Source organism: Priestia sp. TGN 0903, from assembly GCF_050846855.1.
In the GTDB taxonomy this organism is placed as follows: Bacteria; Bacillota; Bacilli; order Bacillales; family Bacillaceae_H; genus Priestia; species Priestia zanthoxyli.
Map to the genome: position 1 here is coordinate 88,711 of NZ_JBOZGL010000007.1, position 14,115 is coordinate 102,825.

15 protein-coding genes are annotated in these 14,115 nt (G+C 39.8%); 1 reads left to right on the forward strand and 14 read right to left on the reverse strand.

What is annotated here, in order from left to right; translation table 11 throughout:
- Positions 1-257: 257 nt before the first annotated feature.
- The 7 genes from ACRPLY_RS21775 to mce all read right to left on the reverse strand — a co-directional run bounded on the left by ACRPLY_RS21775 (position 258) and on the right by mce (position 7,942).
- On the reverse strand, positions 258-470 hold the full coding sequence (locus tag ACRPLY_RS21775; protein WP_049166188.1) for a hypothetical protein: 213 nt from the start codon (positions 468-470) through the stop codon (positions 258-260).
- Between the two features lie 33 nt (positions 471-503).
- A complete protein-coding gene (gene hydA / locus ACRPLY_RS21780) occupies positions 504-1,922 on the reverse strand; it encodes a dihydropyrimidinase (RefSeq protein ID WP_033579723.1) in 1,419 nt (472 codons plus the stop codon).
- A gap of 19 nt (positions 1,923-1,941) precedes the next feature.
- Positions 1,942-3,222 (reverse strand): NAD-dependent dihydropyrimidine dehydrogenase subunit PreA, encoded by a 1,281-nt coding sequence (preA, locus tag ACRPLY_RS21785; RefSeq protein ID WP_028411570.1) that lies wholly within the window; start codon positions 3,220-3,222, stop codon positions 1,942-1,944.
- A 21-nt stretch (positions 3,223-3,243) separates the two neighbouring features.
- On the reverse strand, positions 3,244-4,605 hold the full coding sequence (locus tag ACRPLY_RS21790) for an NAD(P)-dependent oxidoreductase (protein WP_034270985.1): 1,362 nt from the start codon (positions 4,603-4,605) through the stop codon (positions 3,244-3,246).
- Positions 4,606-4,829: 224 nt separating this feature from the next.
- The gene (locus tag ACRPLY_RS21795) at positions 4,830-5,948 is read right to left on the reverse strand and encodes a tripeptidase T (protein WP_033579720.1); all 1,119 of its coding nucleotides are present in this window, start codon (positions 5,946-5,948) and stop codon (positions 4,830-4,832) included.
- A 25-nt stretch (positions 5,949-5,973) separates the two neighbouring features.
- Entirely contained in the window at positions 5,974-7,524 is a 1,551-nt protein-coding gene (locus tag ACRPLY_RS21800; protein WP_033579719.1) for an acyl-CoA carboxylase subunit beta, read from the reverse strand.
- Positions 7,517-7,942 carry a methylmalonyl-CoA epimerase gene (mce, locus tag ACRPLY_RS21805; RefSeq protein WP_080754463.1) on the reverse strand — a complete coding sequence of 142 codons (426 nt, stop codon included), beginning with the start codon at positions 7,940-7,942 and terminating at the stop codon, positions 7,517-7,519. Before mce ends, ACRPLY_RS21800 begins: the two co-directional genes overlap by 8 nt.
- Before the next feature lie 149 nt (positions 7,943-8,091).
- Between mce and prli42 the strand changes: the two genes are divergently transcribed.
- Positions 8,092-8,187: a stressosome-associated protein Prli42 gene (gene prli42 / locus ACRPLY_RS21810; RefSeq protein WP_149917156.1), complete on the forward strand. Its 96-nt coding sequence runs from the start codon at positions 8,092-8,094 to the stop codon at positions 8,185-8,187.
- Positions 8,188-8,262: 75 nt separating this feature from the next.
- Here prli42 and ACRPLY_RS21815 read toward each other — a convergent pair whose 3' ends face one another.
- From ACRPLY_RS21815 to meaB, 7 genes are all read right to left on the reverse strand, one after another.
- Positions 8,263-8,787 (reverse strand): L,D-transpeptidase, encoded by a 525-nt coding sequence (locus tag ACRPLY_RS21815; RefSeq protein WP_014458269.1) that lies wholly within the window; start codon positions 8,785-8,787, stop codon positions 8,263-8,265.
- Positions 8,788-8,885: 98 nt separating this feature from the next.
- Positions 8,886-9,836, reverse strand: coding sequence for an aromatic acid exporter family protein (locus ACRPLY_RS21820; protein WP_013059112.1), 951 nt, complete (start codon positions 9,834-9,836; stop codon positions 8,886-8,888).
- Positions 9,837-9,996: 160 nt separating this feature from the next.
- Complete coding sequence (locus tag ACRPLY_RS21825; RefSeq protein ID WP_028411574.1) at positions 9,997-10,719, reverse strand: amino acid ABC transporter ATP-binding protein; 723 nt, start codon at positions 10,717-10,719, stop codon at positions 9,997-9,999.
- A complete protein-coding gene (locus tag ACRPLY_RS21830; RefSeq protein ID WP_013059114.1) occupies positions 10,712-11,371 on the reverse strand; it encodes an amino acid ABC transporter permease in 660 nt (219 codons plus the stop codon). The genes ACRPLY_RS21825 and ACRPLY_RS21830 overlap by 8 nt, the downstream gene beginning before the upstream one ends.
- Positions 11,372-11,402: 31 nt before the next feature.
- A complete protein-coding gene (locus ACRPLY_RS21835; RefSeq protein WP_026106695.1) occupies positions 11,403-12,206 on the reverse strand; it encodes a transporter substrate-binding domain-containing protein in 804 nt (267 codons plus the stop codon).
- 281 nt (positions 12,207-12,487) lie between these two features.
- Positions 12,488-12,925 (reverse strand): BrxA/BrxB family bacilliredoxin, encoded by a 438-nt coding sequence (locus ACRPLY_RS21840; RefSeq protein ID WP_028411575.1) that lies wholly within the window; start codon positions 12,923-12,925, stop codon positions 12,488-12,490.
- A gap of 193 nt (positions 12,926-13,118) precedes the next feature.
- Complete coding sequence (gene meaB, locus ACRPLY_RS21845) at positions 13,119-14,114, reverse strand: methylmalonyl Co-A mutase-associated GTPase MeaB (protein WP_033579718.1); 996 nt, start codon at positions 14,112-14,114, stop codon at positions 13,119-13,121.
- Between the last annotated feature and the right edge of the window lies 1 nt (position 14,115).

The following is a 14,115-nucleotide window of genomic DNA, read 5'->3' on the forward strand; positions in this document are numbered from 1 at the left end:
TAATATCTAGTTATTTTGTTTCACATCCAAAACGAAAAAAACACAAAAACGGATCACTTTTGTCAGCCAATATAGTAAAAAACTTATAGGTCTTAGTAAACAAAGAAAGGGATTGAGACATAACTAAATTACTTCCATCAACATCTAGGACCTCCTGCATACGTGAAACCTACGTTCACCCTACCAATAAAAAAATCCGAACGATTCATCGTTCGGATCTTCCTTCAGCTAAAATAATTTTGTCTCAGCCTTCGTTTTTATACTTGTTGAATCAGTAAGGATGAAAAATACTTTCTAGCATCCGCCGTCAATATATGAAGCGTTTCTTGTTCGGTTTGATTCTTTTCGATGTGTTCAAACGTCACAAACGCCCCGCTTAGATTCTCTGTTACAGCCGTTATTTTAAATCCTTTTTGCAGCAAAAAATCAATCTTTTCCCGCTCTGCCATATATTCATGGTAACTTGACATTCCCCTGCCTCCAATCTATTTTGGCATCTGTTTTTATAACGTTAATTTTTCAGCTTCGTTAGCCGTGTTTAACTCATTAAACTTTGCTCTTTTTGTATACTGTCCATAGCCTTTTTGACCGACAAACTGCTTATCTTTTACGACAAATTCTCCTCGGCAAAGCACTGAAACCGGCTCACCTGTAACTTTCATTCCCTCAAATGCGCTATAATCAACTGCCATATGATGCGTTTTAGCTGAAATCGCACGTTCAACAGAAGGGTCAAATATAAGCAGATCCGCGTCTGCACCAACTGCTATCGTTCCTTTTTTCGGATACAGTCCGAACAGCTTCGCGATTTTTGTTGATGTTATATCCACAAACTGATTGATATTAATTCGGTTTTTCACTACTCCTTCTGAAAATAAAAGGCTCATGCGATCCTCGATAATAGGTCCTCCGTTTGGAATCTTTGTAAAATCTCCTTTTCCTAGATCTTTTTGACCGTTAAAATCAAACGAGCACTGATCTGATCCAATCGTTTGCAAGTCGCCATTACGCAGGGCATTCCACAAAACATCTTGGTTCCATTTTTCACGTAAAGGCGGCGACCATACGTATTTTGCTCCTTCAAAATCCGGTTTCTCTAAATAGGTTTGGTCAAGCGTCAAATACTGCGGACACGTTTCGCCCCAGATATTTACGCCTTTTTCCCTTGCTTCAGCAATCTTTTTAACCGCTTCAGCGCAAGATACGTGAACAACATAGAGCTGTGAGTCAGCAAGCTCGGTTAGCACTGCGGCTCTTCCCGTAGCTTCTCCTTCTATTTCCGGAGGACGAGTGAGGGCATGATAGATAGGATCAGTTTGTCCTTGCTCCAGCGCTTTTGCCGTTAAATACTCAATAACATCTCCATTTTCAGCATGTACCATCACAAGCGCCCCTAGTTTTTTAGCTTGCACTAGCGTTTGGTAAAGGGTAGCATCGTCTGCTTGAAAAACATTTTTATAGGCCATGAACACTTTAAAAGAAGTAATTCCTTCTTTTTCAATAATCGTAGGAAGCTCATTTAATACATCTTCCGTGATTTCTCCAATCATTAGATGAAAGCTGTAATCGATAGCCGCTTTTCCTTTTGATTTTTCATGCCATGTGCCGATCGCTTTTTGGAGCGGTTCGCCTTTATTGGTTAAGCAAAAATCAATAACAGTTGTCGTACCTCCAAAAGCTGCTGCTCTTGTACCTGTTTCAAAGTCGTCTTTTGTAACGGTCCCTCCAAACGGCATATCTAAATGAGTATGGGGATCGATGCCTCCTGGGAATACATAGTTGCCTTTTGCATCAATCACTTCGCATCCCTGTTCTTCAAAAGCTGAGCCAATTGCCGAAATCACTCCATTTTCAATTAAAATATCGGCTTTATACGTATCTGTTGCTGTGACTATGACACCATTTTTAACGATTTTCTTCATTTCTTCATCCCCTTTGTATTTATACGTCCAATCGCTGTGCAGCCGTCGCTTGTAAAGCAGCTTGGCGTTCATTCCACGTCATTGGCGGTTGTTCATTTGGTAATTCAACCATGGATATAGCTCCGTCCACAGGACATACAATCGAACATAAATTACAGCCTACACAATCTTCTTCTCGTACTTTTAAATAAGGTTTCCCTGAAGGATCTTTCAACATATCAATACATTGGTGAGAAGTATCTTCACAAGAAATATGACACTTATTGCAGTTAATACACGTATCAGGGTCGATGCGAGCCACTACTTTATAATTGAGATCTAAGTTGCCCCAGTCGGAATATTTTGAAACGGCTTTCCCTACAATATCGCTTACTTTTTCGATTCCTCTTTCATCCAAGTAATAGTTGAGACCTTGAATCATATCCTCTACAATGCGGAATCCGTGATGCATAGCAGCTGTACATACTTGCACACCTGTAGCACCCATGAGCATAAATTCCACTGCTTCTTGCCAGTTCGAAACGCCTCCCATACCAGATATTGGAACGTTAATAAACGGACTTCTTGCACATTCAGCAACCATGTTTAATGCAATCGGCTTAACAGCCGGGCCGCAATAGCCTCCGTGAGCGCCTTTTCCCGCTACGTGTGGAATTGTATTCCATGAATGAATGTCTACTCCTGCTAAACTATTAATGGTGTTAATCATACTAACAGCGTCGGCACCACCTCGAACCGCTGCTTCTGCTGTAACGGTAATATCTGTGATATTTGGGGTTAGCTTAACAATGACCGGCGTTTGGGCTACTTCTTTGGCCCAATACGTTTGTTTTTCAACTAAATCAGGGACTTGCCCAGAGGCAGCACCCATCCCTCGTTCTGCCATTCCATGCGGACAGCCAAAGTTCAGCTCTAATCCATCTACTCCTACATCTTCTACTTTTTTGACAATCTCATGCCATTTTTCTTGCTGAGGCTCTACCATAAGAGAGGCAATAATTGCGTGGTTAGGAAACTTCTTTTTCGTTTCATAGATTTCCTTCAAATTAACTTCAAGCGGACGATCAGTGATTAGCTCAATATTGTTAAAGCCGGCTACGCGCTGACCGTTGAAGCCAACGGCAGCAAATCGAGAGGAAACATTTAAAATCGGATCACCAAGCGTTTTCCAAACTGCGCCTCCCCATCCTGCTTCAAATGCACGCTGCACTTGATAACCTGAATTGGTTGGCGGTGCGGATGCCAGCCAAAACGGATTTGGTGATTGAATACCTGCTAAATTTGTTGTTAAATCTGCCATAGATTTCTCCTCCTCCTGATTTTAAGCTGTTTCCATTGTTTCTTTTGTTAACTGCATATGAATATTTAACGCCGTTTGTTTTCCTTGCTGAGCAGCGGTCACAACCATTGCTTCTCCTTGTCCTTTACCAAAAATGACGTCTCCGCAAGCAAATACTTTTGGATTTGATGTTTGGAACGTCTCTTGATTGATTAAGACAACTCCGTCTTCATGGTTCAGCTGGAATTGTTGAATCAAGGACAGGTAACGTTCTTGACCAATTGCTTTAACAACAGCATCCACTGGAATGGTAAACGTTGAACCTTCAACCGGAACAGGCTTCCTGCGGCCGTCTGCATCTGGATCTGTTAGGGTCATTTTTACACATTCAATTCCGCTCACCTTACCATTTTCATCTCCAATAATTCGTATAGGAGCCGTTAACCAGCGGAATTCAACACCATCTTGTTTCGCAAATTCAAATTCAAAATCATATGCCGTCATTTCTTCTCTTGTACGACGGTATAAAATTTGAACATTTTCAGCTCCTAAGCGCACGGAACACGTAGCACCATCAATCGCAGTATTTCCCGCACCAATGACGGCTACACGCTTACCAACAAATTCTGTTGATAGCGCTTTTGACTTCGTTTTTTTCACAAAATCAATCGCATCATACACACCGTCTAGCTCTTCACCTTCAACATGTAGAGAAGGCACCTTACTCATACCAATAGCTAATACAACCGCGTCATATGACTGCAGTAATTCGCTTGGAAGAATATCTTCTCCAATTCTTACGTTTGTTTTAATTTTTACATCTAAGCTTTTTACTTGTTCAACTTCCCAGAATGAAATCGCTTGAGGAAGACGGAACGACACGATTCCATATGTATTTAACCCTCCTGCTTGTTTTTCCGCTTCAAAAATGGTTACGTCGTACCCGAATCGGGCCAGTTCTCTTGCTGCAGAGAGACCAGCCGGACCTCCCCCAACAATCGCTACCTTTTTGCCGTTGGCTTTTCCTTTCTCAAACAGCACCTGTTCATTTTGAATAGCCCAATCCGTTGCGTAGCGCTGCAAATCTCCAATCATAATTGGTTTGGTTGAATGGTTTAGCACACACGCTCCTTCACATAGTTCATCGGTTGGACAGACTCTCGAACAGCTTGCTCCTACTGGATTCGAAGACATAATCGTTTCGGCAGAGCCCTTTAAATTGCCCGATGCAATTTTTTTAATAAACGTCGGGATGTCAATTCCTGTAGGGCATGCCTGAATACAGGGTGCATCATAACAGTACAAACATCGATTAGATTCTTCGACTGCTTCTCTATTGGACAACCCTTTTTCTACTTCATTAAAGTTTTGAATGATGGACTGCAAACTTTCCGGTGATCGCATTGCATCAACCTCCCAAGAATATCTGTTGATAAAACTTAAATTGAAAGCGCTTACATATTTTTTATATACGTTATTTTCAACTTCTACTTTGTAAAATGTATTACTAACTTTATTGTACAAAACGACCGTCTTTTCTTCATTATACATTATGTTAAAAAATTCAGACTATTTACTATTCACTATGTAAAAAGCCTTGCTTTTATATAAAAGCAAGGCTTCAACTATTATTTTGCTACTTCTTTAATAATCGACACTACTAGTTCAGATGTCTTCACCAGTTCTTCTACCGGAATTTTTTCATTGGTTGTATGAATGTCTTCATAACCAACTGCTAAATTTACTGTTGGGATATCAAAGCCTGCGATTACATTTGCATCGCTTCCGCCTCCGCTTTGAAGCAGGCGTGAAGGACGATCGATATTAGCCACGGCTTTTTTAGCAACTTCGACAACATGATCTCCATCGCCAAATTTAAAGCCTGGATACATCACTTTAATATCAACTTCTGCACGTCCGCCCATTTCTTGTGCAGCTGTTTCAAACGCTTCTTTCATTTTCGCTACTTGTGCTTCCATTTTTTCTGGAATTAATGAACGAGCTTCTGCTAAAATATCGACGCGGTCACACACGATATTCGTTTGCGTTCCACCTTCAAAACGTCCAATATTCGCTGTAGTCTCTTCATCAATACGTCCAAGCGGCATTTTAGAAATGGCTCTTGAAGCAATCGTAATAGCAGAAACGCCTCGTTCAGGAGCTACACCCGCATGAGCTGTTTTTCCATAAATTGTTGCATTTACTTTTGCTTGCGTCGGCGCAGCAACAATAATGTCTCCCACTTTGCCATCGCTATCTAAAGCATAGCCGAATTTTGCCGTTACAAGACTAGAATCAAGAGCTTTAGCACCCACTAAGCCAGATTCTTCTCCTACTGTAATAATAAATTCAATTTTGCCGTGCGCGATTTTTTCTTCTTTTAATACGGTGATTGCTTCTAGCATTGCTGCTAAGCCTGCTTTATCATCCGCTCCAAGAATTGTCGTGCCGTCACTTTTAATATAGCCATCTTCAATAGATGGTTTAATACCATTTCCAGGTACGACTGTATCCATATGAGAAGTAAAGTAGATTGTGTCTACGCCTTCTTTTGTAGCTGGCAGTGTGCAGATTAAGTTGTTGGCTCCGTGGCCTGTTTTTTCTTTGGCATCATCTTCTACTACTTCGACGCCTAATGCGGTAAATTTTTCTTTTAGTACAACAGCGATTTTTTCTTCATGCTTTGTTTCTGAGTCTACTTGTACTAATTCAATAAATAAATCAACGATTCGTTGTTCATTAATCATAATATGTAATCCCTCCAAAAATAACCTACAATGGTATGTTACCATGTTTCTTTGCTGGACGCTCTTCCTTTTTATTGTGCAACATTTCAAGCGCTTGTATTAATTTTATTCGTGTTTCCCGAGGATCAATCACATCATCGACCATTCCAGCGCTTGCCGCTACGTAAGGATTAGCAAATTTCTCGCGATACTGCTCAATTTTTTCGTGTCTTGTTTCATCTGGGTTTTCGCTACCTCGAATGTCGTTTGCAAAGATAATATTTGCAGCACCTTGAGGACCCATAACAGCAATTTCTGCATTCGGCCACGAATACACAAGGTCGGCTCCAATCGATTTACTATTTAAAGCTACATACGCACCTCCGTACGCCTTTCGCAAGATCACCGTGATTTTCGGAACGGTAGCTTCGGAGTATGCATATAAAATTTTAGCACCATGTCGTATAATTCCGCCATGTTCCTGCTTGATACCTGGGAAAAAACCTGTAACATCTTCAAATGTAATAAGTGGGATATTAAATGAATCGCAAAACCGAATAAACCTTGCTGCTTTATCTGAGGAGTTAATATCTAAACTGCCTGCCATTACTTTAGGCTGGTTACACACAAGTCCGACAACTTTTCCATCTATGCGGGCAAAACCAATGACAATATTTCTGGCAAAGTCTTTTTGCACTTCAAAAAAGGAGTGCTCGTCCACTACTTGGTGAATGACTTGACGCACATCGTAAGGACGCACGGCATCAAACGGGACAACGTCTAATAAATCCGGACGGTAATGATCACTCTGTGCCTCTGAAGCTAAAGGAGGCTGCTCTTGACTAGACTGCGGAAGATAGCTTAAGAGCGTTCGTACTTGTTCTAGTACCTCTTGTTCTGTTGAACCTCTGAAATGGGCGTTACCGCTAATTTCGTTATGAACAGCTGCTCCTCCAAGATTTTCAGAGGAAATGCTTTCCCCCGTTACGGTTTCAATTACTTTTGGTCCGGTAATGAACATTTGACTTGTTTCTTCTACCATAAAAACAAAGTCCGTAATCGCCGGTGAGTACACGGCTCCGCCTGCACAAGGACCCATAATAACAGATATTTGAGGCATAACACCTGAATAAATGGCGTTTCGATAAAAAATATGACCGTATCCATCAAGAGACATGACGCCCTCTTGAATACGAGCCCCGCCTGAGTCATTTAAACCAATAAACGGCACGCCTGTTTTAGCCGCTAAATCCATTACGTGCGCAATTTTTTTAGCATGCATCTCACCTAACGCGCCTCCAAATACCGTAAAATCTTGCGAAAACAAATAGACTGAGCGACCGTTTATCTTGCCGTAGCCTGTTACTACCCCGTCTCCTGGTCCTACTTGATTATTCATACTGAAGTCAGCACACCGATGCTCAATAAACGGATTTAACTCGACAAATGTATGTTCATCCAAAAGAATTTCGATTCGTTCACGTGCCGTTAGCTTCCCTTTATGGTGCTGTTTTTCAATTTTTTCGTCTCCACCGCCTAACTCGATTTTCCGGCGCTTATCGTACAATTCATTTAATTTATCATAAATGTCAACCATGCTTCTTCTCCTCCTCTAGTGTTTTTTCACAGAGCTCATAAAGAACACCGTTTGCTGACTTAGGATGCAAAAAAGCAATGGATGCTTCCCCTGCGCCTTTTCGCGGAACATCGTCAATCATTTGTACACCTTTTTCTTTTAACTCGTTAATCCGTTCTTCAATCGTACGTACACCTAAAGCAACATGGTGAAGACCTTCACCTCTCTTTTTGATGAACGCACCGACTGCACTGTCTTCAAAGAGCGGCTCTAATAATTCAATTTTTACGTTGCCGCACTGAATAAAAGCCACTTTTACTCCTTGTTCTTCTACTTTTTCTACTTTTAATAGAGACAGTCCTAATACCTTTTCGTAAAAAGGGAGGCTGCCTTCAATTGATTTTACAGCTACTCCTATGTGATCAATTCCTTTTATCACTTTCTCACCTCTTTAAAAAAGCGTTTTCATTTACACATATTCTTGAAAACAAAAGAAATCTCCTGCTCGCGTATGTACAGAAAGTTGCTTGTCTAAGCAGCGGAAGACATGTAAAATAAGAAAAAAACGTGTAGGAGGACTTTGGTTGTATGTCTAATAAGAAAATCCAAAAAACCATTGTGTTTTTAATGCTTCTTGTCATGTTAATATCTACGCTTCTAGCGGGACTTGCGATGTGGTTTTAATCGAGACTGATGACTAAAAACATAGATGCACTGCTGTTTCTTTGTGCAATGCAAACATATAAAAAAGACTGGTGACTAGTCACCAGTCTTTTGCTGTATATTCACAATGCCTTTTTGAGCGGCTAACTCTTCAAAAGATTGATCTGTAGATACAATCCATACTTTTGTACCTAACGGGACTTGATCGTATAAATGGCTTACTTCACGATTTTCTACGCGAATACAGCCATTCGATACATATTTACCGATGGAATCCGGCTGATTTGTACCGTGAATGCCATAAATACGTCCGTCAGTCTCTCTTGCATCAAACCCAATCCACCTTACACCTAGAGGATTTTGAGGAGCGCCTCCTTCAATGTTACTTCTCCGATAATAAGGATTAACAGCTTTTACTGTTACCGTGAACTCCCCTTCGGGCGTCAGATTAACTGTTTTCCCCGTTGCTACTTTAATAATTTGTTTAATTTCTTTATTTTGAATGTAAGCAAGCTCATTGCTTTGTTTATTAATAATAATATAAGGATCATTTGGCAACGGATTTTCTCCTAATGGCCAAACCGGAGATAGTAGTAAAAGGATAAAAGCAAACACATGCACGTAATCCACCACCTTACGTTAGTCCTAAGTAAAAGACAAGAGAGACATCTCTTGTCTTATTTAGTGTTCGTAAGCAAGATACACAACATGCATGCTGTTTAACTTATTTTTAAGGTTTGTTTAATAACCAAATATTGTTCAATTTCTTTGACTACGTGCAGTAAATCGGCACGCGCTTCAAACTCTTCCCGCGTTTTGGGAAGCGGCATCTCTGCAAACGCTTCTCGTAAATGCTGAAGTTTGGCTAAAAATAATTTTGCTGTATTACCGGGGTGGATGGATAGACTTAATTCTTCAATGAAATCGGCAATCATGTAGCGCTGTTCTACCACCAAATCAATAGCGGTAATGAGAGGAAGCGTACGCTCAATAATTTCAAGCTGTTTTTCACGAATTTTAAAATAGCGGTAATAATAATTTTCCCCACGCACAAAATGATTTTCTACATCACGAAACGCAAGGCTTTTTGCTTTTTCTAAAATTTTTACCGTATCTGCAATTTCCTTACCGTCCCAGCTGCTGTCATTGGTTCTGAGATACAGGGCAATTTCTTTTAACATCGATCGGAAATTTTCTTCAATTTCTTGCTGATACGTGCGAAGCTCTTGATCTAAACTTGGCATATATAAATTCACAAGCAGGGCAACCCCTATCCCAATTACAATTAAGCCAAGTTCATTAAAGACGATTCCCCACGTCATATTGCCTTTGGAGTAAATATGAAGCAAAATAACGGAGCTTGTAACAATGCCTGCATTAACTTTGAATATCACCGTAACCGGGATAAACAAAAGCAGCATCAGTCCTATAACAAGTGGATGATAAGCAATCCCTTCAAAGAATATAAACGAAAACAGAATGGATAAAGAACAAGCAATAAAACGATCGCTTGCGCTTCGCAGCGATTTTTTCTTTGAATTTTGAATGCACAAAATGGTGATAATTCCAGCTGATACAAAAAACTCGAGGTGAAAGAACTGAGCTATAATAATAGCCAGTGATGTACCGACGGCCGTTTTAATTGTCCGGTACCCAATTTTAAATTTCATTTTCTAGACTCCTACATGTTGGTTTCTTTTTAGTGTGATAAAATACTCTATTCTTTATTAACACGAATAGAAAAATAACACAACCTTAAATCTTGCTGTACTTTATAAATTTCAATAAAAAAAGTGCAGAAAAGATCGTACTCTTCCTGCACTTTTTTTATTATAAAATCTTTTCTAAGAAATCTTTAGCACGCTTGCTTTTAGGGGCTGAGAAAAATTCGGCCGGAGGCGCATCTTCAACAAGCACACCGCCGTCTAAAAACAGCACACGATCCGCTACTTCTCGTGCAAATCCCATTTCATGCGTTACAATGACCATCGTCATTCCTGTTTCTGTTAGCGACTTCATTACATCTAGCACTTCTTTTACCATCTCTGGATCCAATGCTGATGTTGGTTCGTCAAACAGCATTACTTTCGGCTCCATTGCCAATGCTCTTGCAATAGCTACACGCTGCTTTTGACCGCCCGATAAGCGACTTGGAAACTCGTTGGCTTTTTGAGCAAGTCCAACTTTTTGGAGTAATTCTTTGCCTTTAGCAACAGCCGTTTCTCTTGACACGCCTTTTACCGTCATCGGAGCATACGTCAAATTTTCAAGCACTGTCATATGTGGAAACAAGTGAAAATGCTGAAATACCATTCCTACATTTTCACGCACACGCATAATGTTTGTTTTTTTATCTGTAATCACTTGACCGTTAATGGAAACTAATCCGCTCGTCGGTTCTTCAAGCAGGTTCATACAGCGTAAAAAAGTAGATTTACCAGAACCAGAAGGGCCAATAACAGCTACGACTTCTTTTTCCTTAATCGTAGTTGAAATACCTTTTAAAACGTCATTCTTACCAAATGATTTGTGTAAATTTTCAACGTTAATCACCTTTTCTCATTCTCCTCTCGACTGCTTTACCAAGGAGCGTTAAGCCCATTACCATTACATAATAAATCAACCCTGCAAAAATTAACGGTTCAAGGTAGGCGAATTTTTCTCCACCTACAATGTAAGCACGTCGCATAATGTCGAGTGCTCCAATAACTGTAACGATAGCTGATTCCTTTGTTAATGTAATGAACTCATTCATCAAAGCAGGTAAAATATTTTTAAGTGCCTGTGGCAAAATAATTTGTCCCATCATGCGGCGATAAGGAATTCCTAACGCTAATGCCGCTTCACGCTGTCCTTTATCAACAGCTAAAATACCAGCGCGAATAATTTCAGATATATATGCTGCAGAGTTTAGCCCGAACGCAGCAACGGCCGCTGGAAACGGGGCAATATCAAACCCGAGCAGCTGAGGTAATCCAAAGTATATTAATAATAATTGCAGTACAAGCGGTGTTCCGCGAAACACGGACGTATATGCATCCGCAAACCATTGAAGAGGTTTATTGCGGCTGATTTTACATAAAGATAAAATAACTCCCAGCACAAACCCTAAAATTGCTGAAGCTAGGACTATCTGTATCGTTACCCCTATCCCTTTTAAAATATAAGGCATAGAAGGCACGATTTGCGAAAAATCCAAATTCATGCCTAGTTCCATTCCTCTCTAACTATCATTCTTATTTTTGGTCGTCAAACCACTTAACGATTAATTTATCCAATTCACCGTTTTCTTTCATTTTCTTTAATTCACGGTTAAAGTCATTCGTTAGCTTGCTGTCTTTAGGAAATGCGATTGCTGATCCTTTACTTGAATCGGGACGTCCTGTATCAGACATTTGCAAGCTTTTGTCTTTGTTCACATACCCTTTAGCTACTGTATCTTCAATAATCGCTGCATCGATACGATTTGATTTCATTTCTTGAATTAGTTCTGGAATACGGTCACGCGTTGTTACATTTACTCCGTCAACTTCTTTTGCAATTTCTTTTGCTTCGTCTGCTTGAATAGAAGAAGTTTGTACACCGACTGTTTTTCCTTTTAGTTCTTCTGCGTTTTTAATTGGCGCATCTTTCTTCGATACAATCATGTTTTTTGCTTCATAGTATACGTCTGAGAAGTCCACGTTCTTTTTACGCTTTTCAGTTGGCGTCATACCGGCTAAAACTAAATCGACTTTGTTAGATTGTAAAGCTGGAATTAATCCGCCAAATTCCATATCCTTTACCTGCACGTCATAGCCTAACTTTTTACCGATTGTTTTTGCTAAATCTACGTCAAATCCGATTGCTTCACTATCACCTTTTGCCGTATCAATATATTCAAATGGTGGGTAATCTGCTGATGTTCCCATTACAAGTACTTTTTTATCTTTGTCGTCGCTGCTTGCTCCGCCATTAGACGTTCCTTCTCCTGCTCCGCATGCAGCTAAAACGCCTGCTGTTAAGAGACCAATTGCCGTTACCGATAACCACTTTTTCAATTTCATCTTCGTTCCCCCTAGTTTATTCCTTACATTATTTTTTAAAAATTAATAATATTATGAAATAAGTTTTTTACTATTGCAAGTAAATGTCGAAATTTAAATATATATTCATATAAATGTATTTTAACACAACATTATAAATATGCAATATCTTTTTTAAATATAAGTTTCACTATTTGAAAATACCTTTTCTCAACATTTTCCACTCATTAGAAAGCCTGCATACAGACGGATAAAAAAATGCATAAAAAAAGAAGCCGTTCAAAACGGCTTCTCTCTTACACTTCTTCACAGTTCTGTTCGAACGCTTCTTGCAGCTTCATCACAACTGACATTGGCTCATGGCCTTCAATTTCGTGACGCTCTACCATTGTGATAATTTTTCCGTCTTTTAATAAAGCGAAAGATGGAGATGAAGGCGGATAACCTTCAAAGTATTCGCGTGCACGCGCAGTTGCTTCTTTATCTTGCCCAGCAAATACTGTAACCAAGTTTGTTGGACGTTTATCATAATGTACAGCGTGCGCTGCAGCAGGTCTTGCAATACCTCCTGCACAACCGCAAACTGAATTCACCATTACAAGCGTTGTGCCAGGCTGTTTAAACGTTTCATCTACCGCTTCAGCCGTCGTTAATTCTGTATAACCAGCAGCTGTAATTTCTTTACGGGCCTGACGAACAACGTCGTTCATAAACAAGTTAAAATCGATATTCATTTTCATACCTCCCTTTTGCTATCTATCCTTTATCATAGCAAACGAAAACTAAAAAGGCGATTGCTTTGACTCATTTTTTCTTGGTAATCAAGATTAAACAAGAAAAGAAATGGTGATACTGTTTTTACAGCTAGAAAACCATACTCTTAACTCCCTAGTGTAGAAGGATCCGCATAAAATGCAGGATCCTTTTTTACATTTCTTTCATCGCCTGCTGATAGATTTTAATCAAGTGTTGGAGAGCTTCAGCCATTGTGGCATCTCCGGTCATCATTTGTTTTTCAACATCCCCTAATGTTTGCTTAACTAAAGGATGTTCATAAAATGATTCTTGTAAATATTCATTAACACTTGCTTGTAACCATGCCTTCATTTGCTTTTGTCTTACTGCATAAAACAGATCTTTTTTATTCATCCATTCCTTATAGTCACAAATTATCTGCCATAAATGTTGAAACGACGCTTCTTCATAAGCAGAAGTTGTGATGACCTGTGGTTTCCACCCTCCGGAATGACCGTGAAGAAAACCGATGACACTTTTGTATTCTTTTGCAGTCACTTCTGCTTTTAGCCGGTTATCCCCGTCTGCTTTATTTACACAAATTAAATTAACCCATTCAAGCAGCCCTTTTTTAATTCCTTGCAAATCATCTCCTGCTCCGGTTAAAGCAAGCAAAACAAAGAAGTCTACCATCTCTTTTACAATCATTTCACCTTGGCCAACACCCATCGTTTCGACAAATATGATGTTATACCCAGCCGCTTCACAAAGAAAAATGGCTTCTCTCGTTTTAAGATGAACACCTCCAAGCGTTCCTTGAGAAGGTGAAGGACGGACAAAAGCGTTCTCTTGTTTGGCAAGCAGCTCCATTCTGGTTTTATCTCCTAAAATACTTCCTCCAGACAAGGTACTGCTTGGATCGACTGCTAAAACTGCAACGGAATGGCCATTTTTGCATAGATACGATCCAAATTTGTCAATCAGCGTACTTTTTCCTGCTCCTGGTACGCCAGTAAAACCAATGCGCACTGAATGCCCCGTATGGGGATAGATTTCTTTAATCAGCTGTTGTGCTATTGCTTTATGCTTCGGCGCTTTACTTTCAATTAAAGTAATGGCTTGAGCTAACGCTGTTCTTTTCCCTTCAAGCAGCCCTTGTTTATAATCTTGTACCGTTTTTAATTTCACC

Bases quoted from the DNA above. Each gene is read 5' to 3' on its own strand.
- ACRPLY_RS21775 (WP_049166188.1), bottom strand. From the start codon at position 470: ATGTCAAGTTACCATGAATATATGGCAGAGCGGGAAAAGATTGATTTT.
- hydA (WP_033579723.1), bottom strand. From the start codon at position 1,922: ATGAAGAAAATCGTTAAAAATGGTGTCATAGTCACAGCAACAGATACG.
- preA (WP_028411570.1), bottom strand. From the start codon at position 3,222: ATGGCAGATTTAACAACAAATTTAGCAGGTATTCAATCACCAAATCCG.
- ACRPLY_RS21790 (WP_034270985.1), bottom strand. From the start codon at position 4,605: ATGCGATCACCGGAAAGTTTGCAGTCCATCATTCAAAACTTTAATGAA.
- ACRPLY_RS21795 (WP_033579720.1), bottom strand. From the start codon at position 5,948: ATGATTAATGAACAACGAATCGTTGATTTATTTATTGAATTAGTACAA.
- ACRPLY_RS21800 (WP_033579719.1), bottom strand. From the start codon at position 7,524: ATGGTTGACATTTATGATAAATTAAATGAATTGTACGATAAGCGCCGG.
- prli42 (WP_149917156.1), top strand. From the start codon at position 8,092: ATGTCTAATAAGAAAATCCAAAAAACCATTGTGTTTTTAATGCTTCTT.
- ACRPLY_RS21820 (WP_013059112.1), bottom strand. From the start codon at position 9,836: ATGAAATTTAAAATTGGGTACCGGACAATTAAAACGGCCGTCGGTACA.
- ACRPLY_RS21830 (WP_013059114.1), bottom strand. From the start codon at position 11,371: ATGAATTTGGATTTTTCGCAAATCGTGCCTTCTATGCCTTATATTTTA.
- ACRPLY_RS21840 (WP_028411575.1), bottom strand. From the start codon at position 12,925: ATGAATATCGATTTTAACTTGTTTATGAACGACGTTGTTCGTCAGGCC.